26 protein-coding genes and 3 tRNA genes are annotated in these 24601 nt (G+C 50.0%); 11 read left to right on the plus strand and 18 right to left on the minus strand.

The window, feature by feature from the left end; translation table 11 throughout:
• Positions 1-11: 11 nt before the first annotated feature.
• The 11 genes from deoA to AB1E22_RS06475 form a co-directional block, all read right to left on the minus strand.
• Positions 12-1331 (minus strand): thymidine phosphorylase, encoded by a 1320-nt coding sequence (deoA, locus tag AB1E22_RS06425; protein WP_367594596.1) that lies wholly within the window; start codon positions 1329-1331, stop codon positions 12-14.
• 58 nt (positions 1332-1389) lie between these two features.
• A complete protein-coding gene (gene deoC, locus AB1E22_RS06430; protein WP_367594597.1) occupies positions 1390-2169 on the minus strand; it encodes a deoxyribose-phosphate aldolase in 780 nt (259 codons plus the stop codon).
• Between the two features lie 341 nt (positions 2170-2510).
• Positions 2511-3788, minus strand: a complete 1278-nt coding sequence (locus AB1E22_RS06435; RefSeq protein ID WP_367594598.1) for a NupC/NupG family nucleoside CNT transporter — start codon at positions 3786-3788, stop codon at positions 2511-2513.
• A 167-nt stretch (positions 3789-3955) separates the two neighbouring features.
• Entirely contained in the window at positions 3956-4735 is a 780-nt protein-coding gene (locus tag AB1E22_RS06440; protein ID WP_367594599.1) for a TatD family hydrolase, read from the minus strand.
• Positions 4732-5805: a patatin-like phospholipase family protein gene (locus tag AB1E22_RS06445; protein WP_367594600.1), complete on the minus strand. Its 1074-nt coding sequence runs from the start codon at positions 5803-5805 to the stop codon at positions 4732-4734. Before AB1E22_RS06445 ends, AB1E22_RS06440 begins: the two co-directional genes overlap by 4 nt.
• A 177-nt stretch (positions 5806-5982) precedes the next feature.
• On the minus strand, positions 5983-6144 hold the full coding sequence (locus AB1E22_RS06450) for a DUF1328 domain-containing protein (protein ID WP_064513877.1): 162 nt from the start codon (positions 6142-6144) through the stop codon (positions 5983-5985).
• A 137-nt stretch (positions 6145-6281) separates the two neighbouring features.
• Positions 6282-6866, minus strand: a complete 585-nt coding sequence (gene osmY, locus AB1E22_RS06455) for a molecular chaperone OsmY (protein ID WP_367594601.1) — start codon at positions 6864-6866, stop codon at positions 6282-6284.
• Positions 6867-7219: 353 nt separating this feature from the next.
• Positions 7220-8809 (minus strand): peptide chain release factor 3, encoded by a 1590-nt coding sequence (gene prfC, locus AB1E22_RS06460; protein ID WP_367594602.1) that lies wholly within the window; start codon positions 8807-8809, stop codon positions 7220-7222.
• A 112-nt stretch (positions 8810-8921) separates the two neighbouring features.
• Complete coding sequence (gene yjjG / locus AB1E22_RS06465; RefSeq protein ID WP_367594603.1) at positions 8922-9596, minus strand: pyrimidine 5'-nucleotidase; 675 nt, start codon at positions 9594-9596, stop codon at positions 8922-8924.
• Between the two features lie 16 nt (positions 9597-9612).
• The gene (gene rimI, locus AB1E22_RS06470) at positions 9613-10056 is read right to left on the minus strand and encodes a ribosomal protein S18-alanine N-acetyltransferase (protein ID WP_367594604.1); all 444 of its coding nucleotides are present in this window, start codon (positions 10054-10056) and stop codon (positions 9613-9615) included.
• Positions 10025-10447 carry a DNA polymerase III subunit psi gene (locus tag AB1E22_RS06475; protein ID WP_367594605.1) on the minus strand — a complete coding sequence of 141 codons (423 nt, stop codon included), beginning with the start codon at positions 10445-10447 and terminating at the stop codon, positions 10025-10027. Before AB1E22_RS06475 ends, rimI begins: the two co-directional genes overlap by 32 nt.
• Before the next feature lie 107 nt (positions 10448-10554).
• On the opposite strand from AB1E22_RS06475, the gene rsmC reads away from it, so the two are divergent.
• From rsmC to AB1E22_RS06495, 4 genes are all read left to right on the plus strand, one after another.
• Positions 10555-11586: a 16S rRNA (guanine(1207)-N(2))-methyltransferase RsmC gene (rsmC, locus tag AB1E22_RS06480; RefSeq protein WP_367594606.1), complete on the plus strand. Its 1032-nt coding sequence runs from the start codon at positions 10555-10557 to the stop codon at positions 11584-11586.
• A 120-nt stretch (positions 11587-11706) separates the two neighbouring features.
• A tRNA-Leu gene (locus tag AB1E22_RS06485) sits at positions 11707-11793 on the plus strand.
• A gap of 29 nt (positions 11794-11822) precedes the next feature.
• A tRNA-Leu gene (locus tag AB1E22_RS06490) sits at positions 11823-11909 on the plus strand.
• Between the two features lie 32 nt (positions 11910-11941).
• Positions 11942-12028: transfer RNA gene (locus AB1E22_RS06495), tRNA-Leu, on the plus strand.
• A gap of 47 nt (positions 12029-12075) precedes the next feature.
• On the opposite strand, the gene AB1E22_RS06500 is transcribed toward AB1E22_RS06495, so the two are convergent.
• Entirely contained in the window at positions 12076-12315 is a 240-nt protein-coding gene (locus tag AB1E22_RS06500; protein WP_367594607.1) for a DUF1435 domain-containing protein, read from the minus strand.
• A gap of 280 nt (positions 12316-12595) precedes the next feature.
• On the opposite strand from AB1E22_RS06500, the gene AB1E22_RS06505 reads away from it, so the two are divergent.
• Together AB1E22_RS06505 and fhuF are read left to right on the plus strand one after the other, a co-directional pair.
• A complete protein-coding gene (locus tag AB1E22_RS06505; RefSeq protein WP_367594608.1) occupies positions 12596-13660 on the plus strand; it encodes a GGDEF domain-containing protein in 1065 nt (354 codons plus the stop codon).
• A 100-nt stretch (positions 13661-13760) separates the two neighbouring features.
• On the plus strand, positions 13761-14549 hold the full coding sequence (gene fhuF / locus AB1E22_RS06510) for a siderophore-iron reductase FhuF (protein ID WP_367594609.1): 789 nt from the start codon (positions 13761-13763) through the stop codon (positions 14547-14549).
• A gap of 53 nt (positions 14550-14602) precedes the next feature.
• Here the strand turns inward: fhuF and AB1E22_RS06515 are convergent, their stop codons facing one another.
• Positions 14603-15949 (minus strand): PTS sugar transporter subunit IIC, encoded by a 1347-nt coding sequence (locus AB1E22_RS06515; RefSeq protein WP_367594610.1) that lies wholly within the window; start codon positions 15947-15949, stop codon positions 14603-14605.
• A gap of 472 nt (positions 15950-16421) precedes the next feature.
• Here AB1E22_RS06515 and AB1E22_RS06520 point away from each other — a divergent pair, with 472 nt between their 5' ends.
• Positions 16422-16880: a YbaK/EbsC family protein gene (locus AB1E22_RS06520; RefSeq protein ID WP_367594611.1), complete on the plus strand. Its 459-nt coding sequence runs from the start codon at positions 16422-16424 to the stop codon at positions 16878-16880.
• Between the two features lie 47 nt (positions 16881-16927).
• Here the strand turns inward: AB1E22_RS06520 and AB1E22_RS06525 are convergent, their stop codons facing one another.
• The 4 genes from AB1E22_RS06525 to pobA form a co-directional block, all read right to left on the minus strand.
• Positions 16928-17533, minus strand: a complete 606-nt coding sequence (locus tag AB1E22_RS06525) for a helix-turn-helix transcriptional regulator (protein ID WP_367594612.1) — start codon at positions 17531-17533, stop codon at positions 16928-16930.
• A 120-nt stretch (positions 17534-17653) separates the two neighbouring features.
• The gene (locus tag AB1E22_RS06530) at positions 17654-18304 is read right to left on the minus strand and encodes a LuxR C-terminal-related transcriptional regulator (protein WP_367594613.1); all 651 of its coding nucleotides are present in this window, start codon (positions 18302-18304) and stop codon (positions 17654-17656) included.
• 221 nt (positions 18305-18525) lie between these two features.
• Positions 18526-19422 carry a helix-turn-helix domain-containing protein gene (locus AB1E22_RS06535; protein WP_367594614.1) on the minus strand — a complete coding sequence of 299 codons (897 nt, stop codon included), beginning with the start codon at positions 19420-19422 and terminating at the stop codon, positions 18526-18528.
• A 36-nt stretch (positions 19423-19458) separates the two neighbouring features.
• Positions 19459-20643 (minus strand): 4-hydroxybenzoate 3-monooxygenase, encoded by a 1185-nt coding sequence (gene pobA, locus AB1E22_RS06540; protein ID WP_367594615.1) that lies wholly within the window; start codon positions 20641-20643, stop codon positions 19459-19461.
• 288 nt (positions 20644-20931) lie between these two features.
• Between pobA and AB1E22_RS06545 the strand changes: the two genes are divergently transcribed.
• The 4 genes from AB1E22_RS06545 (at position 20932) to AB1E22_RS06560 (ending at position 23542) form a co-directional block, all read left to right on the plus strand.
• On the plus strand, positions 20932-21708 hold the full coding sequence (locus AB1E22_RS06545) for a threonine/serine ThrE exporter family protein (protein WP_367594616.1): 777 nt from the start codon (positions 20932-20934) through the stop codon (positions 21706-21708).
• Positions 21699-22172 carry a threonine/serine exporter gene (locus AB1E22_RS06550; RefSeq protein ID WP_367594617.1) on the plus strand — a complete coding sequence of 158 codons (474 nt, stop codon included), beginning with the start codon at positions 21699-21701 and terminating at the stop codon, positions 22170-22172. The genes AB1E22_RS06545 and AB1E22_RS06550 overlap by 10 nt, the downstream gene beginning before the upstream one ends.
• A gap of 108 nt (positions 22173-22280) precedes the next feature.
• Positions 22281-22922 (plus strand): TetR family transcriptional regulator, encoded by a 642-nt coding sequence (locus tag AB1E22_RS06555; RefSeq protein WP_367594618.1) that lies wholly within the window; start codon positions 22281-22283, stop codon positions 22920-22922.
• A 116-nt stretch (positions 22923-23038) separates the two neighbouring features.
• Positions 23039-23542, plus strand: coding sequence for a DUF2501 domain-containing protein (locus tag AB1E22_RS06560; protein WP_367594619.1), 504 nt, complete (start codon positions 23039-23041; stop codon positions 23540-23542).
• 33 nt (positions 23543-23575) lie between these two features.
• On the opposite strand, the gene AB1E22_RS06565 is transcribed toward AB1E22_RS06560, so the two are convergent.
• Complete coding sequence (locus AB1E22_RS06565; RefSeq protein ID WP_367594620.1) at positions 23576-24592, minus strand: class I SAM-dependent methyltransferase; 1017 nt, start codon at positions 24590-24592, stop codon at positions 23576-23578.
• Positions 24593-24601 lie beyond the last annotated feature (9 nt).

Below are 24601 nucleotides of genomic sequence, written 5' to 3' on the forward strand. Positions count from 1 at the left end.
TATGCCAGTATTTAACTAATACGGCGATACACGACGGGTGTTTCGACTGGTTCTGTACCGTTAACTTTGATTGCCGCTTTTATAGCGCGGGCTGCTTCCTGCCACTGGGTTTCACTTGCGGCATGAATCACGGCCAGCGGACGTGTGGTATCCACGCTTTCGCCCAGACGAGCCATATCAGTAAAACCAACGCTGTAGTCGATAGTATCCGAAGCCTGGCGACGGCCGCCGCCCATGGAAACCACTGCCATGCCTAACGCACGGGTGTCCATTTCACTGACGAAGCCTGCGCGGTCTGCATAAACGGCTTTGCTGAGAACCGCCGTTGGCAGGTATTTCGCATAGTTCTCGACGAAATCAGCCGGGCCTTTTTGTGCCGCGACCATGCGTCCAAACACTTCCGCCGCTTTGCCGTTATCCAGCACAGCTTGCAGTTTAAGACGTGCTTCTTTGTCATCTTTCGCCAGATTGCCGGAAAGTAACATTTCCACGCACAGCGCCATGGTGACTTCATGCAGACGAGGGTTGACGTATTCGCCAGTCAGGAACTGCACGGCTTCGCGCACTTCAACGGCGTTACCCGCGCTGGATGCCAGCACCTGGTTCATGTCGGTCAGCAGCGCGGTCGTTTTCACGCCTGCGCCGTTCGCCACGCCAACAATCGCTTCGGCCAGTAATTCAGAAAGCTCGTAGGTTGGCATGAAGGCGCCGCTACCCACTTTCACGTCCATCACCAGCGCGTCCAGACCTTCGGCCAGTTTCTTCGCAAGAATTGACGCGGTGATAAGCGGGATGGAATCTACGGTCGCGGTAATGTCACGCGTCGCGTAGAAACGTTTGTCAGCCGGTGCGAGGGAGTTAGTCTGGCCGATAATCGCCACGCCGACATTTTTAATGATGTCGCGGAAACGATTATCGTCCGGGAAAATATCGAAACCAGGAATCGCTTCGAGTTTATCCAGCGTACCGCCGGTGTGGCCCAAACCGCGGCCAGAGATCATTGGAATGTAGCCACCGCATGCCGCCACCATTGGGCCAAGCATTAAAGAGGTCACATCACCCACGCCGCCCGTTGAGTGTTTATCAACGATTGGGCCGTTCAGGTTAAGGCTCTTCCAGTCCAGCACGGTTCCCGAATCTCGCATCGCCATGGTCAGTGATACGCGTTCCGGCATAGTCATGTCGTGGAAGAAGATGGTCATGGCGAGTGCAGCAATCTGCCCCTCAGAGATAGTGTTATCCCGAATACCATTGATGAAGAAACGAATTTCCTCATCGCTTAGCGCGTGACCATCACGTTTTTTACGAATAATTTCTTGAGCGAGGAACAAGGTAACCCCCTGAGTTCATCAGGTGAAATGCGGCGGGGAAACCGCCGCAAGGAAGATATTAATAGCTGCTAGCGCTTTTACCGTCGCCATGACCCAGCGCTTTTAACAGGCTCGCGAGCAGGCTGGAAGCACCAAAGCGGTAGTGACGGGAATCAGCCCAATCAGCACCAAACAATTCATCAGCAATAGACAGGAACAGGGCTGCGTCTTCAGCAGTGCGTACGCCACCAGCCGGTTTGAAACCAACGGTTTTTTCAACGCCCATATCACGAATCACTTCCATCATGATGCGCGCGCTTTCAGGCGTTGCGTTGACTGGCACTTTACCGGTAGAGGTTTTGATGAAATCAGCACCCGCTTTGATAGAAATTTCAGACGCTTTACGAATCAGCGCCTCTTCTTTCAGTTCGCCGGTTTCGATGATCACTTTCAGCCAAACGTTAGCTGCAGCACAGGCTTCTTTACAGGCTTTCACCAGCTCAAAACCCACTTGCTCGTTGCCTGCGATCAACGCGCGGTACGGGAATACCACATCAACTTCGTCAGCACCGTAAGCGATAGCCGCGCGGGTTTCCGCCAGCGCGATTTCGATGTCGTCGTTGCCGTGCGGGAAGTTAGTCACGGTGGCAATACGGATATCAGGCGTGCCTTGTGCGTTCAGCGTTTTACGCGCAATTGGGATAAAACGCGGATAGATACAAATCGCTGCGGTGTTGCCGGCTGGGGTTTTGGCCTGATGGCAGAGCGCGATCACTTTTTCATTAGTGTCATCGTCGTTCAGGGTGGTCAGGTCCATCAATTTCAGGGCGCGCAGGCTGCTTGCAGTTAAATCGGTCATAAATACTCTCCAACAAAAGATATAAAAGTTTCTGGCTGCGAAACTCAACACGTTGGAGCGGACTTGGTTCCTTGAAGAGCAGAGGTAACACGAGTCACCCTCACGTTGAGATCCTTCTCACCGCACATCATCAGTAGCAATGTTATAATTATAACATTCACCCGCCAGATGATTTTGTGTTTTGCCTCACAAAAGCCAAAGGTAAAATTACATGCTTTCTACAGTATATGTGATTTAACAACGATAGATCAGAGAAAAATAATCATGCAGGCATAAAAAATGGCCGGCGCAGGCGCCAGCCATTGATTTCACAGAAATGTTATAATTATAACATTCAGCTTTTATAGCGCCAGGAAGACACCGGCAATCGTTGCACTCATCAGGTTTGACAGCGTACCTGCTGCTACAGCCTTCAGACCTAACTGCGCAATGTCATGACGACGGTTCGGCGCCATGCTTCCCAGGCCACCAATCAGGATAGCGATAGAAGAAAGGTTAGCAAAACCACACAGCGCAAAGGAAATAATGGCTTTAGTGTGATCGGAGAGAACTTGCAGGCCAGCCGCCGCAACGGTCGCATCATCTTTCAGGTATTCCCCAAAGTTCAGGTATGCCACAAATTCGTTGATGATCAGCTTCTGGCCGATGAAAGAGCCCGCCACATTGGCTTCACTCCACGGCACACCGATAACCCATGCCAGAGGTGAGAACACCCAGCCCAGGATCAGTTCCATAGACAGTTGCGGATAGTTGAACCAGCCACCGATGCCGGAAAGCATGCCGTTAAGCAGGGCAATCAACGCCACAAACGCCAGCAGCATTGCGCCCACGTTCAGGGCCAGTTGCATACCCGAAGCGGCACCAGATGCAGCGGCATCCAGCACGTTCGCCGGGCGATCTGGATCGTTTTTCATGGATTCCAGTTCTGGCGCATCGTTTGGTGTTTCAGTTTCAGGCAGGATGATTTTCGCGAACAGTAAACCGCCCGGTGCTGCCATGAAGGATGCGGCAATCAGATATTCAAGCGGCACGCCCATTTGCGCATAACCCGCCAACACAGAACCCGCAACGGATGCCAGACCACCGCACATTACTGCGAACAGTTCTGAGCGCGTCATGGTAGCGATATAAGGACGCACAACCAGTGGGGCTTCGGTCTGACCAACAAAGATGTTTGCTGTGGCAGAAAGAGATTCTGTACGAGAGGTTTTCAGAATCTTACGCAGGCCGCCGCCGAGAATACGAATAACAAACTGCATGATGCCCAAATAGTAGAGCACAGCAATCAGTGAGGAGAAGAAGACGATAATTGGCAGAACACGTAGGGCAAAAACAAAACCACCGCCGCCAAAGACTTCAAACATTTTGTCCGAAACCAGCCCACCGAACAGGAAGGAGATACCGGCGTTACCGTAGCCGATAACGTTCGCGACCCCTTCAGACATGGCGAGCAGAACTTTACGACCGACCGGAACATACAGGATTAGCGCCCCGATGCCGACCTGAATGAGCCATGCGCCAACAACGGTGCGGAGATTAATCGCTTTGCGATTACTGGAAAGTAAAACGGCGATCAGCAGCAGAACGATCATGCCGATCAATCCCATGAGTAGTTGCATACAGAATCCCTGTGTATTGATTGGAAAAAGAAAACCAAGCTAAAAGCCAACAGCGGGCGGGATTATAGCCTCACCAGCCCGGCCAATTGCTATGGCAATCACGTATTTCTACAAATCCAGGGAAACGTTTGTCTTAGAAGTTGAGTCACGTCACATTTTGTTACTGACTATTTCAGTTGGAATAATTCATCACAGTTATGAATTATGGCATGAGCCAGCACATCGGCGGGTTCCGAACGCAGCGAACAAAGCGTTTGAAAAACGTCAGCAATGCGTTCCGGGCGGTTGGGTTGCCCCTGCCAGCCATTGAGCGGCATATCCGGAGCGTCAGTTTCCAGCACCAGAGCGCTAAGCGGTAAATGCGTTATGACGTCGCGCGTTTTGCTGGCTCGCGGATACGTTATCGTTCCACCGACACCAATTTTGTAGCCTAACGCCACGAAACGTTCAGCCTGTTGCAGACTGCCCGCAAAGCCATGCACCACGCCCGTGCGGGGCAAATCATGGCGTTTTAAATGAGCGGCGAGTTTATCGTGCGTACGCCGTGAATGAAGAATGACCGGCAGATCGTAACGTTTAGCCAGTTTGAGTTGTGCATCCAGCATCGCTTCTTGTTTATCGAACAGCGGATTTTCCATATACAGATCAAGGCCAATCTCACCAATCGCCACCAGTTTTTGCGGGCGCTGGTGCAGATGATGTTCAAGCAACGCCAGAGAAGCATCCTGATGTTTGTGAATCACGATCGGATGCAAGCCAAGGGCGGCGTACAGCGCGGGATAGTTATCCGCCAGCGCCAGAACTTTGCTAAACCGGTCAGCTTCAATCGCAGGGACAATGATTTTTTCAACGCCCGCCAGCGCCGCCAGTTGCAGGCTATTGGGCTCATCGTCGCTAAAAGGAGGGAAATCGAAGTGACAGTGGGTATCGTAAAACGTCATCGTCACGCAGAATCCTCATTATTAAAAGTTGAATCATTGGCTTCCGGCGTCTCAATAACTGCTTTGGATAAAGGTTCCTGAGTCACCACCACAGAGGGAACCTTAATCGGGCCAGGCACAACGATACGTGGATAATGGCGTTTAATGGGCGGGTGATCCACAAGCAGCCTGCCCACGGTAGCCAGGAAATAGCGGCCACATAAACGGCCCGTTTTATAATCTGCATTCAGCGCCGGTAAACGGCTCCCTAACGCCATACTCATCAACGGTTTTGGCGGGTAAATCTCGAAAATACGCAGTTTACCCGGAGGCTTCTCGATAAAACTTTGAATCTCGCGATAGCTGGCTTCATGGTGATGGACCAGGTTAAGCAGCGGTTGCAGGCTGCTGTCGCCAAGCCAGCGCTCCATACGTTTAAACCATTCAGGCGTGTAGTACATCTGCGACGGAACCGTGCGAATCACCACCAGCGTATCGGCTCCCAGGCGCATCGCCTCTCTTACCGGCACAGCATCACTGATTCCGCCATCCTGGTAGCCTATGCCGTCAATTTCTACGCCAGCGCGATAAAAACCCGGAATCGCACTGGAAGCTTTAAGCAGATTCAGCCAGGAACCGCTGTCTGGTGAAAAGTAGCCCGGAGTGTAATCATCGCTGCGGCAGGCACACATATAAAACGCTTTTCCCGACGCAAACAGCTTTTCCGCCGTAATCATGGAGAGCGGGATTTTGGTGGAGGTAGATTGCACTAGCCAGTCGAGATCGATGAGATGCCCGCCGCGCACAAAGCGCAGAGGATCAAAAAATTCACGGGTTGTGGTAAATCGCGTAATCACTCTTCTGGCGTAACCAGGCTGGTGACAAACGTAAGCAGAAAGGTTTTGTGCCCCGGCGGAGGTACCGAGGAAAAGCTCGAAAGGGTTGAAATTAGCGCGCATGAATTCATCCAGCACACCGGCTGTAAAAATCCCGCGCTGCCCGCCTCCTTCACAAACAATGGCGAGTTTTCCGGGACGAAACGATTTGAGCGCAAGCGGCGAGATGTTGCCGAGCGTAACGGGTATGCGTTGTCCCACCCTGCTTTCCTAAGTATCTATCCTTCATCTTTCAAGCCGCAGGAGTGTTGGCTACGACTCGAAATCTAAAGAATATATTGTTTTTTTAATTTAAAATTCTGCTGATACAAACGCGAGAGCCAGTCTAATTGACTGGCTCTCTGGTCTGTCTCTAAATGTTATAGCATGTTATTGACGCTAAGGGCGTTTTCGACCCATAAACAGGCTAACCAAGAACAGAATAATACCTACCACGAAGACAATTTTTGCTGCACCTGCCGCAGTACCCGCGAGAGTACCAAAACCCAGTGCTGCTGCAATCAACGCAATAACCAGAAAAATAATGCCCCAACGAAACATAAGCTTCTCCTTAACCATAATGAACCCGAATCGCTTCTGGATGGGTGCGAAGTACACACTCATTGGCGATATTTGAGTAACGATGTTGCTGACCTACTCCTCCGGCGCACCGAAGGAGGAAGTTTCGATATTTACTTTTACTTCATTTTCAGGTCGTTTTTGACGCTTTTCACGCCATCAACTGCTTTTGCGATACTCTCAGCACGCTCAGACTGTGCGTTCGATTTCACGGTGCCCGATAGCTGAACCACACCGTCAGTGGTTTCTACTTTCACATTTCGTGAAGGGACGATGTCATCAGCTAAAAGTTTAGCTTTAATTTCGCTAGTGGTTGCGGTGTCGCCCGCATAACCGCTGACAGATTTTTTAGAGCCGTCACGTACATGCAGTTTGTCGCTGACGGAAGAGACCCCTTCAACGCCTTTAGCGACAGATACCGCCTGTTCCGCCTGCGCCTGGCTTTCGACGAAACCACTTAACGTCACGACTTTTTTGTCAGTTTTCACTGAAATGTCGGTGCTTTTAATATCTTCGTGATCGACCAGAGCGGCTTTCACTTTGGCAGTGATCGCGCTGTCATCCATGAAATTACCGACGTCTTTTACAGAACTATCAATTTTTTGGCCTGCTGTGTCTGCTGCCATTGCACTCCCGCCTGCGAGTACAGAGCCCAGAACAACAGCTAACAGAGTTTTAGAAATCTTAGTCGTAGTCATAGTCATCGATTAATTCCTATAGTTTTGCTCACTATTTGAGCACAAGCCTTGATGTAACGGCTTTCCTTAAATATCGGGCCAAGTCATGCAGCCTCAAATTTTTCCGTTCAGTTTTTAATAACGCCATTCCAAATCAGAGTGAAAGAAGACGCCAGGAAGATTCTTTTACGTGGCATATTCGACCAACCAATTTGTCACTGGTTTGTTAAATATAGACAACAATCACGGAATTGCATGGTGGGTGTGGTTGAAAAACAGGCGATAGAGAGCGAAATGGCGGAAATTAAGAACATTCCGTAAGGGATTAATAAGACGGGAAAAGTAGCAGGACGCGACGGCTGCCGCGCCCTGAGAGACGATTAGTGTTCGCGGGTTTTACGGAACGTCACTTCCGGGTAACGATCTTGTGTCAGGTTAAGATTGACCATTGTTGGAGCGATATAAGCCAGGTTATCGCCGCCATCCAGCGCCAGTTGCATTTCGTTTTTCCGTTTGAACTCTTCAAACTTCTTCACGTCAGTGCTTTCAACCCAACGCGCCGTCGAGACGTTGACCGATTCGTAAATCGCTTCAACGTTATATTCACTCTTCAGACGCGCCACAACAACGTCAAACTGCAGCACGCCGACCGCGCCCACAATCAAATCGTTGTTGGCGATTGGACGGAACACCTGCACCGCGCCCTCTTCAGAAAGCTGAACCAGGCCTTTAAGCAATTGCTTCTGCTTCAACGGATCGCGCAGGCGAATACGACGGAACAGTTCCGGCGCGAAGTTCGGGATACCGGTGAACTTCATCATTTCACCCTGGGTGAAGGTATCGCCGATCTGAATGGTGCCGTGGTTATGCAGGCCGATAATATCGCCCGGATACGCCTCTTCTACGTGTGAACGGTCGCCCGCCATAAAGGTCAGCGCGTCGGAAATCACGACGTCTTTACCGGTACGAACCTGGCGCAGTTTCATGCCTTTTTCGTACTTACCGGAAACCACACGCATGAATGCCACACGGTCGCGGTGTTTCGGGTCCATGTTGGCCTGAATTTTAAATACGAAACCGGTGAATTTATCTTCCGCAGCCTGAACTTCACGCGAGTCGGTTTTACGCGGCATCGGAGCCGGAGCCCACTCAACCAGGCCGTCGAGCATGTGGTCAACGCCAAAGTTGCCCAATGCGGTACCGAAGAATACCGGCGTCAGTTCACCTTCAAGGAACAGATCGCGGTCAAACTCATGGGAAGCGCCCTGCACCAGTTCCAGTTCATCACGCAGTTGCGCGGCAAGATCTTCACCCACAGCGACGTCAAGTTCAGGGTTATCCAGCCCTTTAACAATGCGCACTTCCTGAATGGTGTGGCCTTTACCGGTCTGGTAGAGATAGGTTTCGTCTTTATAAAGGTGATAAACGCCTTTGAACAGCTTGCCGCAGCCGATTGGCCAGGTGATCGGTGAACAGGCGATTTTCAGCTCACGTTCAACTTCATCCATCACTTCCATCGGATCGCGGATATCGCGGTCAAGTTTGTTCATAAACGTGAGGATCGGCGTATCGCGCAGACGGGTTACTTCCATCAGCTTACGGGTACGATCTTCTACACCTTTTGCGGCATCGATAACCATCAAACAGCAGTCGACGGCGGTCAGGGTACGATAGGTATCTTCAGAGAAGTCTTCGTGCCCTGGGGTATCGAGCAGGTTAACCAGGCTGTCGCGATACGGGAATTGCATTACAGATGTGGTAATTGAGATACCACGCTGCTTTTCCATTTCCATCCAGTCAGATTTAGCATGCTGGCTGGAGCCGCGGCCTTTTACGGTACCGGCGGTCTGAATGGCCTGTCCGAACAGCAACACTTTTTCAGTGATGGTCGTTTTACCGGCATCGGGGTGAGAAATGATCGCAAAAGTGCGGCGTTTCCCCACTTCTTGCAAAAAAGGAGACAAAGTCATAATGAAATCTTCTGTGAATTGCGCACAGGCATCGCTGCGCGACAAATGAACGTTACCTGGCGGCTATTTTACCCATCAGGTCAGGTTTAACAATCTAGCTGTGATGCAATCATCAATTACACAACAGTCGCTCCAGTTCACTGAGTGAGGTCACTTCCCAGGTTGGCGTAATGCTTTCTGGCAAGCTTCGTCCGTGGGGGTTGAGCCAGCAGGTGGCAATTCCCGCATTCATACCGCCCAAAATATCTGATTCCGCTGTATCGCCGACCATTAAAACGCGGTCACGGGGCGGATGCCCCATTTGCTCAAAGGTATAATCAAAAATTCTGCGATCCGGCTTTGCCACCCCGACCTGCTCAGAAATCACCAGCAAGTCGAAATAGTCCCGCAGGCCCGTGCGCTCAAGGCGAATTTGCTGTAACGCCGTAAAGCCGTTGGTAATGATACCGATTTTTACTTTATCTTTTAGGGCATTAAGCAATGACACGGCACCTGGCAACGGCACGCAAATCTCCGCCATAGCGTTAAGAAATGCGGCGTTCAAATCTCCCGCAGGGACGGATAACCTTTCCGACCAGCCCTGAAAACGCTGATGCTGTAACTGAAGAGCGCTGATGGCACCGTTCTGGTAATCGACCCACAAAGGCTTGTTAACGGCCTGGTAATCCTGGAAATCTTCAGCGGTAAACGTCACGCTATAATCAAGAAACATCCGCTGCAAGCCGCCGAAAGCGTCGAAGGTAAAGAGCGTTTCGTCAGCATCAAATAAAATCCAGTCCCAGTTCATTTACACACCTGTCGTTTCATCCCAGTGGGAGAGCCATAATAATAGCGTCTTCCCTGCCCTCTTTTGTCGGGTAGTAGTTACGGCGAATTGTCGCCTCGTTAAAGCCCAGGCTTTCATAAAGTGCAATTGCCGCAAGATTTGAGGCGCGCACTTCAAGCCACAGGGTAAAGACATCTCGCGCTTCGAGTTCGCGGATTAAATGCTCCAGCAACTGACGACCCAAACCCTGACGTTGATAATCCGGATCGACCGCAATATTAAACAGCGTCGCCTCATCCAACACGACCTGAGTCACAGCAAAGGCCGCCATTTTTCCGTCTACATCGAGACGCAAATTAAAATAGCGATCGCCTTCGTTACTGGCGAAGGTTTTTTCACTCCATGGGAAAGCATGGCTGCGAAGTTCGATGGCGTAAGCCGAGCTCAAGTCACTTGTGGTGAGGGAAGAAATCGTGTTCATGTTCGCAAATTTGCTGCCACAGCGCCTGCCGGGCGACGCCGTTATGATAAAGCTCGTTTAAATTAGGGGTCGCTAACTGCGCGCCGGAAATGGGGAGCGCATCGCTCACACCCAATCGCCAACTGTTACAGCGGCTTTCAGCGGGCAGCATCGCGGCTCGTTCCGGCGTAAGCTGCATGACCTGCCGGGCGTCCAGATTCAGGCTGCGCAAAACATCGTTTACCAACGGATCGCTGAGGTCTGGAATGTCTTCTGCAATCATCAGTAGTTTAACGTTTTCATGCAGTGAGACTGCAATTTCGCCCTGCAACGCGGCCGGGCGTCGCAGCTCCCACTGGGTGATGCCCAGTTGTTGTAACAACCAGTCACGTCGCAAAGGTAAGTGAGGCATAACGAAACCTGTTGAGAGTGCCAATTGGGGCGCAAATATAGCAAATTCATCGAATGTGCGCCATTAAAGCTCTATAATCCCGGTTCTGATTTTCCAGGAGTAATTTGATGACTGCGTTAACCCCGGCAAGTGAAGTGCTGCTGCGCCATAGCGATGATTTTACCGAAAGCCGCGTGCTGTTTGCCGGTGACTTACAAGACGATCTGCCAGCCCGTTTCGAAACGGCGGCAAGCCGCGTGCATACCCAACAATTCCACCACTGGCAGGTGCTAAACGCTCAAATGGGCGAAGATGCGCAATACGGCCTGGTGGCGGATGCCAATACCATTGGTGATGCCAACACCCTGATTTATTACTGGCCAAAGAATAAGCCAGAAGCGCATTTCCAACTGATGAACATCCTGTCGTTGATGCCCGTAGGCAGCGATATTTTTGTTGTCGGTGAAAACCGCAGCGGTGTACGCAGCGCGGAGCAAATGCTCGCCGAATTCAGCCCGCTTAATAAAATCGATAGCGCGCGTCGCTGTGGTTTCTACCACGGTCGCCTGGAAAAACAGCCGCAGTTTGATGAGCATTCCTGGTGGGATGAGTATCAACATGAAGGCCTGACCGTGAAAACGTTACCGGGCGTATTTAGCCGTGACGGCCTGGATACCGGCAGTAAATTGCTGCTGTCCACCCTAACGCCGCACACCAAAGGTAAAGTGTTGGATGTGGGTTGTGGTGCCGGTGTGCTGGCGGTTTCTCTTGCCAAACACTCGCCGAAAGTTCGCCTGACTTTGTGTGATGTTTCAGCCCCAGCCGTTGCAGCCAGCCGCGCAACGCTTGCTGCGAATGAAATTGAAGGCGAGGTTATCGCCAGTAACGTCTATTCCGAAGTGAATGGCCGTTTTGACATGATTATCTCCAACCCGCCGTTCCACGATGGCCTGCAAACCAGCCTCGATGCCGCACACCAGCTAATTCGTGGCGCAGTGCGTCACCTGAACATGGGTGGTGAATTGCGTATCGTGGCAAACGCCTTCCTGGCGTATCCGGACGTGCTGGATGAAACGTTTGGCAACCACGAAGTGATTGCGCAGACGGGCCGTTTCAAAGTTTATCGCTCTATCGTTATGCGTGGCGCGAAGAAGCGCTAATCCCGCATTGTGCCGCTTTTTGCAGCGATTAGAAAAGCGGCGCTAAATTAACTGTTGACGACGCGTAGAAAACATCTAGAATGCGCCTCCGTGGTTACAATACTTCGGTGTTGTGGGTATGCGAAGGTGGCGGAATTGGTAGACGCGCTAGCTTCAGGTGTTAGTGTTCTTACGGACGTGAGGGTTCAAGTCCCTCTCTTCGCACCATTAACCACGCAAGATATCGTTCGCACTGCGCGAAGGTGGCGGAATTGGTAGACGCGCTAGCTTCAGGTGTTAGTGTTCTTACGGACGTGAGGGTTCAAGTCCCTCTCTTCGCACCAATGCGAAGGCGATATCAGATAAGACTTGATTTGCGAAGGTGGCGGAATTGGTAGACGCGCTAGCTTCAGGTGTTAGTGCTCTAACGGGCGTGAGGGTTCAAGTCCCTCTCTTCGCACCAATTCTTATCAACTTCCCAGCAGAACTCTTCCCCTCAGTTTTACCCTTTTACTTCATTGTTCCCAGATTCATCATCACCAGCGCAAGCCCACTGGCAAATGCCACGCATGATGGCAACAATACAAAATGACGTAACCGTTTATGGTACAGCATGACCGTCGTCGCCAGTAATCCTAATACAATCAAGACTCGCCACTGGCTAAAAGAGAGATCCAGATACAACAATGCGGCGACAATTCCTCCCGGTATGAGTACGCCCCACGCACTTTCAAGCTGCCGTTGTAACATGTTCGCTATCTCTTCAATTGGTAATGATAACCAATATCATATGATATAATTTCTCGTTTGTCAGCGATGGCGTTTGAGTTGTTTTACATAAGAAAGATGAAAGCTTTTCCGATCACCAGATGACATAAATTAAGTAAGGTGATAGATTGAGCACCCATGTTAATAATATGATTAGCATGAATATAATTTCATAACGCAATAATATTTCGATATATTTTTATACTGGATAATTCATTCAATAGCATACCGTCGGGCATGCGTCGTAAGAACAATAATTGATATGACAGCAAAAAATTGGCGCGCTTTACTCAAAGGGAAACACCAACTCTCTTTGCGTTTATTTCTTATTCTGAATGCGTTTTCTGCGAGTTTTAGCATGATATCTCCCGCAGCCAACACTCAGCACATTACCGTGCCAATCATTATGATACTGGTGATAAGCGTGTCATGCCTTGGCTGGCAATTCCTGAATAAAAAACAGCTGATCAATATTCCTGCCGTCTCCCTGACAATAGGCTTACTTTGGGCCGCACATATCTATTTAAAAGTGACAGGAATGCCGCACAATGACCTGTCGTTTTTAATTATTGCGCTGCTGGCGATATTATTCATTGGCTCAATCTCTTTTATCAATAATATACAAGCATTTATTGCTTCCTGTTTGCCGGTAACCTTAATGGTATTTTGGCTCGATCAGGGAGCCAATTGGCCGCGGCTGTTTTATTCCATTGCCCTGCCCGGTTTTGGGATCACCATCCAACATATCATTCATAAGCGCCACGATAACTTTACCCGCCGTTTAATGGATAAATTGCTCGAAGAAAAAGAAACGCTTAATGATTTGAGCATGTTAGACCCGCTTACGGGCTTATATAACCGCCGCGGGTTTCAAAACCGTCTGGACACAATCCTTTCGATAGGAAGCGGCCAACACTATGTGCTGCTGTTGGATATCGACCATTTTAAAGCCTACAACGATAACTACGGCCATAGCATGGGCGATCAGGCGCTGACGCACGTCTCCGCCGCCATTCGTGATGCCGTTCGTTCACGGGATATTGTCACGCGCTATGGTGGCGAAGAGTTTATGGTTTTATTGACTGATATTGATGCCGAGCGTGCCTTGCAAACGGCGGAGCGCATTCGCAAGCGCGTTTATGATTTAGAAATCCCTCATCTGTTTAATGAAGATGTGGCGACCAACGTGACGATAAGCATTGGGCTGGCTCCCCTTGAACAGCAGGATATCGAAGAGGCATTGCGCCAGGCCGACGGCGCGCTTTATCGTGCAAAACGGCAGGGCCGTAACAGTATTCTGGTTAGCGATTCACTTCTTGCAGGCTAAGTAAAAAATCTCATCATTTCCTCTCTGCTTCTTGCTAAAGGCTTTACCTATAGATAGGATTGGCAATCATTATCATTTGTATTAGTGGTCTTGTTTGTCGATGGCACTTCACTCTTCACAGTTTATTGATTCCCTTGCGTGGCAGCCGCCATATACCAGTGAGCAACCCACGCTTGCTGATGCGCTACGTGCGCATTTTGCTGAGCACCGCCCCTGGTTTAGCGACATCATTAAACTCAATGAAACTGCCCCGACAAATAGCCTTACTCTGCGCCAGTGGTCGCAACCCGCGGCTCTCACCTCACTTCTCAACTGCTACAGTGACCATATTTATCGTGAGGAGCCGGAGCTCACCCGAGAGGGTAAGCCGCTAATTTCACTCTGGGCGCAATGGTATCTTGGCCTACTGGTTCCCCCGCTGGTGATGGCGCTGATTACCCAGCCGCGCGCGTTAGATATCGACCCGGAGCATATTCAGGTCGAATTTCATGAATCGGGTCGAGCCGCCACTTTCTGGATGGATGTTCACGAAGACAGAACCGCGACCACGCAGCCGCTCGCTCAACGCCTTGAAAAATTGCTTATCAAAGGGCTGATGCCTGTCGTTGATGCATTAGAAAAAAGCGGTGAGATTAATAGCAAGCTCATCTGGAGCAATACGGGATATCTGCTGAACTGGTTTTTTGGCGAGCTGAGAGCGTTGTTGGATGACGCAACGATTGCCGAATTACGCCATGCCTGCTTTTTCGAAAAACAGTTACGCGATGGCCAGGATAATCCACTTTACCGTACGGTGATTCTTCGTGAAGGTTTATTGGTACGTCGCACCTGCTGTCAGCGCTATAAACTGCCAAATGTGCAACGTTGCGGCGACTGTACTTTAAAATAAAAAAGCAAAACGGTGGGTTTCCCCACCGTTTCATCTCACTACTCACAGTATGTTTAAGCCGCTTCCTGGCTCTCTTGCCCGGACGCTCTTTGCGCCTCTTCCGCCTCCTGTTCCAGCAATTGCTTCTCGTACACTTTAAAGAACGGGAAGTAAATAATGGCGGAAACCACGGCCAGTAAGATAACCAGAATCGCCGCGCGGAAATCCCAGCCTAGCGCCCATGCCGCACCGATGGGTGCAGGTGCTGTCCACGGCACCACAGAAATCACACGGCCAATCAAATCCATTTTCATCGCGCCCCATGCCAGCACGGCGTTAACCATTGGCGCCAGTAGGAACGGTATAAAGAACACAGGGTTCATAACGATTGGCGTACCGAAAATCACCGGTTCGTTAATGTTAAAGCAGGTTGGAACGATACTGAGGCGGCCAATGGAGCGCAGGTGTGCAGATTTACTGCGCAGGTAGCAAATCACCAGGCCCATAGTTGCGCCCGACCCCCCGACAACAATAAAGAATGTCCAGAACGCTTCCATAAAGATGTGCGGCAGCGGTGCACCTTGCGCGAGCGCGCTCTGGTTCATGCCAAGGTTAGTCAGCCAGAACATTTGCAGCATCCCGGAAACGATAGCCGCACCGTGAATCCCGGCAAACCACAGCAGGTGACCAATCAATACCGCCAGCAGAATGGCAGGCAGCGAATCAGCAGCCGATACCAGCGGTTTAAACACGGACATAATCGCCTGCGGGATCAACATGTCAAACTGCGACTGAATCAGCAGGCTTAGCGGATAGAGCGTTAATACAACAACCAGAACCGGAATCAGAAGATCAAAGGAGTTTTTGATCATCGGTGGAACCTGGTCCGGCAGTTTGATCCCGATATTGTGCGCTTTCAGGAAACGCATCATTTCGACACAGTAAATCGCCACCAGGATCGCGGTAAAGATCCCCGTCCCGCCCAGGCTATCGACCGGCAGAGTCCCTTTCGTCTTCGGTGCGGCTACCAACAGGAACGCCATCAACGAAAGCATTGCACACATGAACGGATCCAGACCGTGCGATTTCACGTAGTGCTTACCGAGGTTGTAGGCAATGGCTGCACAAATGTAGATGGACATAATACCCATCGTCATATCAAACGGCGTAAGAATCTGCCCTTCAAACTGTTTCGCCATATCCAGCCACGCACGAGCAAAACCCCAGGTCGTGGTGGGCGAAAAAGGTGGGTACGCAAAGACCAGTAAGAACGAACCAACAATCATGAACGGCATCGCAGAGATAAACCCGTCACGAATCGCCATGACATGGCGCTGTGACGAAATCCGTCCCGCTACGGGGCTCACGTAGTTTTCAACAAAACGAAATATCAAATTAAAGGCTGCATGATTTGAAGACATAGCAGTGCTCCTGTCAGGCCATCAACGCGAAAGTTTCGGCGGGAAGCGTCTCGCCGCACAACAGTGCGTAATTCATAGAGTTGACCCACGTAACCGGGATCTTTTTGTATACAGCTTTGGTTTCTTTAACACTGGCAGGGGCATCAGTGGCACAGCATAATAAAATAGGTTTCATAGGCTGCTCTTATTATTGGGTACAGGTGTGTGACCGTTTCAGTATTCATCGCTATTTCACGCACTGCAACCGGTTACTGAAACCGGTTGCAGTGATTGTGAAGAAGATCCAGAAATCGCTGAAACATTAACTTTTTTAGCCAATTCACATCACAGCTTTCACTTTCAATTCAACATACTCACCGCAATAAACATCGGGCCGGTAAATTGAAATTGGATAGGTATTATCAATATTCACTGGTTTACATATAGCACACGCTTATGCCAAATTATTTGCTGCCATGAATGGGAGAAAAGCATGAGCCTGCAGTCCGTCCGGCAATTCTTTGCCGAAAATGCACCTGATATCGACATTATTGAATTAAACCAAAGCACCGCGACGGTTGCCCTTGCCGCTGCGGCTCATAATGTTGAACCGGGGCAAATTGCTAAAACATTGTCGTTAAAAGTGAAAGATCAAGTCGTGCTGATTGTCGCGAAAGGCGATGCACGCCTGGATAATAAAAAACTCAAAACCGTATTTGGTGCGAAAGCCCGTATGCTAAGCAGCGATGAAGTGGTTATCTGGACGGGTCACCCCGTCGGCGGCGTTTGCCCATTTGGCCTGGAAAACCCGCTTACGGTCTACTGCGACATTTCGCTAAAACAATATAAAGAGGTTTTGCCCGCTGCCGGCGCTATCCACAGCGCGGTGCGTATTTCCCCTGAGCGTATGGCTGAACTCACCGCCGCGCATTGGGTTGATGTTTGTCTCTAATCCGTTGACTGAGGGCTAACAAGCGCCTCAGTCATGCCTGATTCCCTTCATAATTCCTGGCTATATGGCGGTAAATTGAGCTCCTGCATTCCGCTGTCGCTGATCATCCAGGCATACATTTCAGCATCCGTTTTCAGCTCCAGACGGCGCATCGCACTGCTTTTTTGCGCACTGATTGTTTTGTAATTTTTCTCGAGTAATGTCGCAATTTGATTGAGCCGCCAGCCTTTACTGATGAGCCGGAAAACGCGGCGTTCTGAAAAGGTAAGTTTCGTTCTGACCACTTCATCGCCGGATGATTGCGCAGCTTTTTCCTGTAAAAGCAGCGTACTGATTCTTTCCGTCGCAGCCCCACTATTGAACACGTGTTCGATGATGCTGCTCATCGGTTCATGCAAAGAAAGCAGCGACGTTCTGGCCGTCAGCAGCCGCTCAATCGCGATATTCACCAGATGCGCGGGCAAAGTGATCACCCAATAAACATGTCGATACTGATTTTGCAGGCGATTGAGTAAGTCACATATTTCGAAACTGTTCTGAAGTGGGCTATCCAGCTCCAGTATCACCACGTCTATCTGCTCCATTATTTCTGGCGTAAGTTCTGAGTAATCTGCCAGTGGAAGTAGTGAAGACTGCTCCGCTTGTTCTGCCATAACGGCCTGCAAACCCTCTTGCATTAAAGGCCGTTTGCTAATGACCACTGCCCGGCAAAAGGGATTGCGCAGAAAAATCCTTTTTTTGTATCCCGACACATTTATCTCCTTATAAAACAGTTAGTTTCCTGACAACTCGCACCCCAGAACATAAAGATCTTTCTCACAATGCAAACCGAGTTTTTCCATGGCATGCCTTTTATGTGCGCTCACAGTTCTGATATCGCGCCCTAAATTCTGCGCCACCTGGCTGACGTTATGCCCGAGGAATAACTGCCCAATCACCTGCACTTCACAAACGGTCAGCTCGCAAGAAATCCGTTCTTCAAGAATATTTCTGATAGCCGGGCTGCATAGCATGGTCGTTACAGAGAGAGATTTTATGATGAGTTCGCTGAAAGTGGCGGTTGGCTCATACTGAGAAATAATCACCCGCACCCCGAGGGCTGAAATATAATTAAGAATGCTTAATTTATGATTGCGTGTGTAAGCGACTATCACCGCGCTCGGCTGAACGGTTCGGCACCAGTTAATAAACTTAATCTCTTCCGCAAGCTGGGCTGAAGACTCACTGATATTTAAAATGATAAGTGAGCCAGGCGCTTTTAGAACCTCAGCGTAAGCTTCATCAATCTTTTTGGTTACGTTAACTAATTTTCTGTTTTTGCAAACCGATTGTAGTTGATGAACAATTCCCGCCGCCGTAAGTACGCAGGGTACAACCACCATTATCTGATTAGATAAATAATTTGCAGTGATATTGTTTTCCATATCATTCCTTTGATTAATATATCAACCCAAAAAAATATCCACGTCATCCATTTATACATTTAATGTATAAGCAGGAAGAAAGAAGCATGTTTAAAAAAGAATATCGGATTTAGCTGAGAATTTAAAACAGAAGAAAACATTAATGATGAAATAATATTTCTGAAAGCGGCATAATGGTTAGAACGATTTAATCATTATTTAAATATAATTAAACACTGCATTTATATAATGGAATATTTTTGCAACTCACCCACCGGCTGTTGGCGGAAATCTTTCGGCGTCATGTTCGTGTAACGGCGAAAAAAACGAGAAAAATAGGTCGCATCGCTAAAGCCAAGATACTCTGAAATCTGGCTAATCGTCATACTGGTGTAAAGCAAACTGCGCCTGGCCTCAAGCAGCAAACGTTGGTGCAGAACATTCAGGGCGCTACAGCCATAAAACTCATGGCACAGGCTATTCAAATGCACGCTCGATAGTCCCACCTTGCTGGCATAATGCGTCACCGCCAACTGCTCACGATAGTGGCGCTCAACCAGTTGATTGAATTGGTTTATCACCGAACGTTTACGTTCTACACGCGAACTTCCACCGGGAGCAGGCGCACACTGGCGATTAAGCCAGACGAGCAACGCACTGATCAGAGAATGCAGCATCATATCGCGCGCCTCACCCTCGCCCTGATACTCGTTTTGCAGCGTGCTAAAAAGCGTATTAATTTGCCGGCGCGACTTTTTTACCGGTACACACGCAGCCTGGGTTAGCACCTGCAAAGGGCGGCCAAATTGCTGTTCAAACTGAGCGATTAATGGTGCAGAAAACGACAAAGAATAGCCCTGCGCACCAGGGGAAAATTTAAAGGCGTGCACGCACAATGCCGGTACAACCTGAATACAGGCATGATCCACATGGCGTTTAACGCCCTCAATATCTATCTCCACCTGCCCTTTGTGCAAATAGAGCAGTTGAACCAAATCCGCATGTTGATGAACGCGAATATGCCATTCATAAAGACTGCTGCGGCTGTGAATCGATTCGCAGTGCAGTAAATCTGCCGCAGGCCAGTTGCGGCTTTCGCCATACAGTTTAAAGACCGGAATGCTGGGGTTCAGACTCATGGCATCCTCTTTCGGCGCAAACCGCTGTAAAACCGATTACTCAACCGGCTCGAACGGTAGCCCAACATAATTTTCAGCAATGGTGGTTAGTCCCGCGTGGGACGCCAGATAGTACTCACGGTCAGCCTGCTGCATTTTGCGATCGAAATCATTTTGCTCAGTGAAGTCATGTAAAAGATTAGTCATAAACCAGCTAAAGCGTTCACCTTTCCACACCCTACGCAGCGCCATGGGCGAATAGGTTTCCAGTAAATCGGTTCGCCCTTCGTGATACACCTTACGCAAAATGCGATACAGATAATTCACATCTGACGCAGCCAAATTGAGCCCTTTCGCCCCGGTCGGCGGCACGATATGCGCCGCATCCCCCACCAGGAAAAGGTTGCCATATTGCATCGGCTCAACGACATAGCTGCGCAGCGGCGCGATGCTTTTCTCAAGTGAGTGACCAGTCACTAACTTTTCCGCCAACTCCTGGGGCAGGCGTAATTTTAGCTCCTCCCAGAAACGTTCATCAGGCCAGGCTTCTACCTTATCGCTCAGCGGAACCTGCAAGTAATAGCGGCTTCTGGTTAGTGAGCGCTGACTACACAATACAAATCCCCGCTCATGATGAGCATAAATTAGCTCGTGATTTACCGGCGGCGTGTCAGATAGCAAGCCCAGCCAACCGAACGGATAGACACGCTCGTATTCATGCCGAATTTCCGCTGGAATCGACCTGCGTGAAACCCCATGAAAACCGTCACACCCCGCAATATAGTCACAATCTATCCGGCAAGTTTCACCCTGCTTTTCAAAAGTCACGTAAGGCGAATCGCTTTTAACGTCAAACAATTGCACATTACTGACACCGTAAATTGAAGCAACTGCAGATCCACGGCGCGCTTCCATCAGGTCGCGGGTCACTTCTGTTTGGCCATACACCATCACCGTTTTTCCGCCGGTAAGCGCTTTAAGCGGAACCGCAATCCGCTTACCGTCGACAAGAAACTCAACGCCCTCATGGATTAACCCTTCGGCATCCATTCGCTCGCTAACGCCGGCCTCACGCAGTAAATCCACCGTACCACTTTCCAGAATACCGGCCCGAATGCGCCCCAGAACATGCTCCGGCGATTGCCTTTCCAGCACGATATTGCTGATTCCCGCGTTATGCAGCAGTTGCCCGAGCAGCAAACCCGAGGGGCCTGCGCCAATAATCACGACCTGAGTTTTCATAGGGTACGCTCTCCAAAGCATGGTTATTAAAATGTTATTTTTATGTTTAATAAATGCGCATTAATGCATTTTTATCGCCAGGAGAGAGAAAAAGAAGGCCAATATCAGTCTAAAACGTGCACTTTTCGAAAGTCGCATGAAGAGTGTGGGCGACTTCATACTTCGCCGAAAAAGTGTGCGAAATCTGTTATTCGGTTAAATGTTGATCTGGAGCGCATAAGTCCAGGGGGCGGCCTATGTTAAAAAAGCAGGACGTTAAAATTTAATTCCCTCATTCATAGGCCGCGCATGTCGACAGATGTAAACACGCAACGTGAAGTCACTCGGCTCTGCATTCAGTGCGGGCTTTTTTTACTGCAACACGGGGCCGAAAGCGCCCTGGTTGAAGAGCTTTCCAGTCGTCTGGGCATTGCATTAGGCATGGATAGCGTTGAAAGTTCCATTTCAGCGAACGCTATCGTCCTGAGCACCATCAAAAATAATCAGTGCCTCACCACAACCCGTAAAAACGTTGATCGCGGCATTAACATGCACGTGGTGACGGAAGTGCAGCATATTGTGATTCTGGCGGAACATAAGCTTCTGGATTACAAAGACGTTTTAAGGCGTTTCGAGCACATCAAACCGCTGCGTTATCCGCGCTGGCTAGTCGTTCTGATGGTCGGCCTTTCCTGCGGCTGCTTCTGTAAGCTGAACAATGGCGGATGGGACGGCGCATTCGTCGCATTTATTGCCAGCTCGGTCGCGATGTACGTTCGTCTTGCTCTCACGCAGCGCCACCTACATCCGCAGATTAACTTCTGTATTGCGGCGTTTGTCGCAACAACTATCTCGGGGTTGCTGATCGCAAAAGGCCCTTTCGCCAGTACCTCAAACATTGCGATGGCGGCCAGCGTGCTGCTGTTAGTGCCTGGGTTCCCGCTCATCAACGCCGTGGCCGATATGTTTAAGGGCCATATCAATACCGGGCTTGCCCGCTGGGCCATGGCAAGCCTGTTGACGCTTGCGACCTGCATTGGCGTAGTAATGGCGATGTCGTTATGGGAGCTACGAGGATGGGAATAATCGACTTTTTACTCGCCCTGCTGCAGGACATGGCGCTGGCGGCAATCCCCGCGCTCGGCTTTGCCCTGGTGTTTAACGTCCCGCAGCGCGCCTTACCTTATTGTGCGCTGCTTGGGGCCATTGGCCACGGTTCACGCATGGCGATGATGACCGCCGGAATGAACATCGAATGGAGTACTTTTATCGCCTCCATTCTGGTTGGCATTATCGGCATACAGTGGTCGCGCTGGTATCTCGCGCACCCGAAAGTATTTACCGTTGCCGCCGTAATTCCCATGTTTCCGGGCATTTCCGCCTATACCGCCATGATTTCTGCGGTAAAACTCAGCCACTTTGGTTACACCGAAGAGCTGATGATTCAGTTGCTCACCAACTTTCTTAAAGCGTCGTTTATCGTGGGTGCCTTGTCGATTGGCTTATCTATTCCGGGCCTGTGGCTGTACCGTAAACATCCGCGAGTGTGATGAATTTCAGGGCTTCGCTAACTCAGCAGTGCTTTGCTCGCGCAAACTTGTTTTAATGTCATCAGGCTTGGGCCCAACCAGCAGCCTGATGACATTAAGGAGTTTTGCGTGGAAACCCACGAAATTTATCTTCCTGAGCGTTTCGATGACGCCAGTCTGAAAGAAAAGATTTTCTTCAGCGCCATCAGTTTGTTCGCTGAATTTGGCCTTAACGGCGCGCGCATGGAGCAAATTGCAGAGAAGGCGAATACCACGAAGCGGATGGTGGTCTATCACTTCAAAAGCAAAGAGCAGCTTTACGTGCAGGTGCTGGAGTATGTGTATACCCAAATTCGCAGCTGTGAACGTAAGCTAAATCTTGTCGATCGCCCCCCGGTAGAAGCGATGGTTGAGCTGGTGGAATGGACGTTTGATTTCCACGCCACTCACCCGGATTTTATTCGCATTATTTGTATGGAAAACATGCAGCGCGGGCGTTTTGTTAAAGAATCGGCTTACCTGCGCGAGATTAACCGCAGCGCACTGGAATTACTGGAAAATGTGCTTTCCCGCGGCCAGGAAAAACAGCTATTCAATAAGCAAGTGACCGCCAAAGACGTGCACCGTCTGATCAGCAGCTTTAGCTTCTATCATGTCGCGAACAGTTATACCTTCTCCAACTTCTTTGAAGAGGGAGCGGAACCGGCTGACAGCACCTCCCATTACCGTGAAATGGCCGTAAAAGTGGTGCTGCGCTACATCGGGCCATGAAAATTAGGCTATCTGGAAGCTTTAAGAAATCTCTGACCCTCGATGAACTCAGAGAAAGCGGTATACTCGACGAAAATTCTCCTGCGATGCAGGGTTATCGAAAAGAGTATAAACAGATGAAAGCAAGCAATAAGGTTATGTGTGCTCTGGCACTGGCAACGTCCGTATTCACCGCTCAGGCGATGGCCTCAAGCTGGCAGGATCAGCTCTCCAGCGCGGCAAGTGAATTGAGCAAGACGACCACCACTAGCAACACTGCGGGCACCACCGGTAACTCAATGGCATCCCTGACCAGCCTACTCGGCGGCGGAACGAGCGCCCTGAGTTCTGCCACCATGACCAACGCGGCAGGTATTTTGCAGTACTGCATGAAGAATAAACTGGTTTCTGCCACCAATACGGACAACATCAAGAACCAGCTTCTGGATAAGCTCGGCCTGGATAGCGGCACCAAACAAACCCAGCCGCAGGATTACACCCAGGGTCTGATGGGGCTGCTTAACACCGGTAAAGATCAGCAGTTGAATCTGAATACCATCGGCAGCTCGCCGCTGGCAGAGAAAGTGAAAACCAAGGCGTGTGATTTTGTACTCAAGCAGGGTGTGAATTACCTCTCTTAATATTCTCTCCTGCCCCTTTATTGAGGGGCAGGTTTAAGATTTCACATTGATTTCCAGCACCGCATAAACCCCATCGCTCGGAAGCGTCACCGTCACATTCTTCAAATCAACACCCGCCGCAAGAATAATATCTCTCAGCTCAACCAGCGTTCGCGGGTAGAGCGTGGCCCAGCCGATACAGCGCAGCAAAAAGGCGAGCTGCGGGCTGGTACTCAACATATTGGAGATAATCATCACGCCACCGGGTTTCACTAATCGCAACGCGTGGCGGATAAAATGCACCGCATCAGGTGCCGAAAAATATTCGAAAATCCCCAGGCCATCCACCAATTCAGCCGACTGCTCACCCAGTTCCTTTACCAGCTTGTCGCTGACAATTATCCCCTCGAGCAAATTGCGCATCAGCAGTTGATAATGATGCCCTTCAACCAGGCCATATTGTGTCGCCAGCCCGCGAGCAAACATCAGCGATTGGCGATCGCGGTCAATCAGCAACAAAGTGAATTTCTGCGTGCGTCTGTTCGCCCCGCGTAACGCTCTGAGAACCGGCACCGCCGCCCCACAAGCCAGGCTTATCCAGTTTCCCGTCGCATAATTATTAATATAAACATCGGCAATCGCCGCCATCACTTTCGCCCGCGACCGAACGCCTTGCGCATCGTTGGCATGAATAAACCAGGAACGGCTGTTGCCATCCATTTCCCTGCCGCTTATCAGACGCTCGGCCAGAGGATGCTGCACAGCCCACAGGGAAAGAGCGGTAGGAACCAATTGGCAACGCCACTCGTGAAGCGCGGGCCGATCCTGAAAGGCTTGTTCTGAGAGTTTATTGCGAAAGCGGATCTGCTTTTTTCCCAGGCTATCTAAAAAAATTTCCGGGGCTTCCAGGGCGGGATCATTTATTAGCTGCTGGTTAATATCACCGATCTGTTCTGACACCCGATCCTTCATCGGCCAGGTATCACTTATGTCGCTGTAAGAGATATGTTTGATGGCAAGATCCGCAGGAACAGAGCCGGGGATCACGGTGAGAAACGGTTGCCAGGACATGTTTAACCT

It is taken from the genome of Buttiauxella gaviniae, from assembly GCF_040786275.1.
Taxonomy (GTDB): domain Bacteria; phylum Pseudomonadota; class Gammaproteobacteria; order Enterobacterales; family Enterobacteriaceae; genus Buttiauxella; species Buttiauxella gaviniae_A.

What these genes read in the sequence shown, in the direction of transcription:
- rsmC (WP_367594606.1), top strand. Translation starts at nt 10,555, where the DNA reads ATGACTGCGTTAACCCCGGCAAGTGAAGTGCTGCTGCGCCATAGCGAT.
- AB1E22_RS06505 (WP_367594608.1), top strand. Translation starts at nt 12,596, where the DNA reads ATGACAGCAAAAAATTGGCGCGCTTTACTCAAAGGGAAACACCAACTC.
- pobA (WP_367594615.1), bottom strand. Translation starts at nt 20,643, where the DNA reads ATGAAAACTCAGGTCGTGATTATTGGCGCAGGCCCCTCGGGTTTGCTG.
- AB1E22_RS06565 (WP_367594620.1), bottom strand. Translation starts at nt 24,592, where the DNA reads ATGTCCTGGCAACCGTTTCTCACCGTGATCCCCGGCTCTGTTCCTGCG.
- AB1E22_RS06475 (WP_367594605.1), bottom strand. Translation starts at nt 10,447, where the DNA reads ATGCCTCACTTACCTTTGCGACGTGACTGGTTGTTACAACAACTGGGC.
- AB1E22_RS06450 (WP_064513877.1), bottom strand. Translation starts at nt 6,144, where the DNA reads ATGTTTCGTTGGGGCATTATTTTTCTGGTTATTGCGTTGATTGCAGCA.
- AB1E22_RS06560 (WP_367594619.1), top strand. Translation starts at nt 23,039, where the DNA reads ATGAAAGCAAGCAATAAGGTTATGTGTGCTCTGGCACTGGCAACGTCC.
- yjjG (WP_367594603.1), bottom strand. Translation starts at nt 9,596, where the DNA reads ATGAACTGGGACTGGATTTTATTTGATGCTGACGAAACGCTCTTTACC.
- osmY (WP_367594601.1), bottom strand. Translation starts at nt 6,866, where the DNA reads ATGACTATGACTACGACTAAGATTTCTAAAACTCTGTTAGCTGTTGTT.
- AB1E22_RS06545 (WP_367594616.1), top strand. Translation starts at nt 20,932, where the DNA reads ATGTCGACAGATGTAAACACGCAACGTGAAGTCACTCGGCTCTGCATT.
- AB1E22_RS06520 (WP_367594611.1), top strand. Translation starts at nt 16,422, where the DNA reads ATGAGCCTGCAGTCCGTCCGGCAATTCTTTGCCGAAAATGCACCTGAT.
- AB1E22_RS06530 (WP_367594613.1), bottom strand. Translation starts at nt 18,304, where the DNA reads ATGGAAAACAATATCACTGCAAATTATTTATCTAATCAGATAATGGTG.
- AB1E22_RS06515 (WP_367594610.1), bottom strand. Translation starts at nt 15,949, where the DNA reads ATGTCTTCAAATCATGCAGCCTTTAATTTGATATTTCGTTTTGTTGAA.
- prfC (WP_367594602.1), bottom strand. Translation starts at nt 8,809, where the DNA reads ATGACTTTGTCTCCTTTTTTGCAAGAAGTGGGGAAACGCCGCACTTTT.
- AB1E22_RS06550 (WP_367594617.1), top strand. Translation starts at nt 21,699, where the DNA reads ATGGGAATAATCGACTTTTTACTCGCCCTGCTGCAGGACATGGCGCTG.
- deoC (WP_367594597.1), bottom strand. Translation starts at nt 2,169, where the DNA reads ATGACCGATTTAACTGCAAGCAGCCTGCGCGCCCTGAAATTGATGGAC.
- AB1E22_RS06525 (WP_367594612.1), bottom strand. Translation starts at nt 17,533, where the DNA reads ATGGCAGAACAAGCGGAGCAGTCTTCACTACTTCCACTGGCAGATTAC.
- fhuF (WP_367594609.1), top strand. Translation starts at nt 13,761, where the DNA reads ATGGCACTTCACTCTTCACAGTTTATTGATTCCCTTGCGTGGCAGCCG.
- AB1E22_RS06435 (WP_367594598.1), bottom strand. Translation starts at nt 3,788, where the DNA reads ATGCAACTACTCATGGGATTGATCGGCATGATCGTTCTGCTGCTGATC.
- AB1E22_RS06535 (WP_367594614.1), bottom strand. Translation starts at nt 19,422, where the DNA reads ATGAGTCTGAACCCCAGCATTCCGGTCTTTAAACTGTATGGCGAAAGC.
- rimI (WP_367594604.1), bottom strand. Translation starts at nt 10,056, where the DNA reads ATGAACACGATTTCTTCCCTCACCACAAGTGACTTGAGCTCGGCTTAC.
- AB1E22_RS06500 (WP_367594607.1), bottom strand. Translation starts at nt 12,315, where the DNA reads ATGTTACAACGGCAGCTTGAAAGTGCGTGGGGCGTACTCATACCGGGA.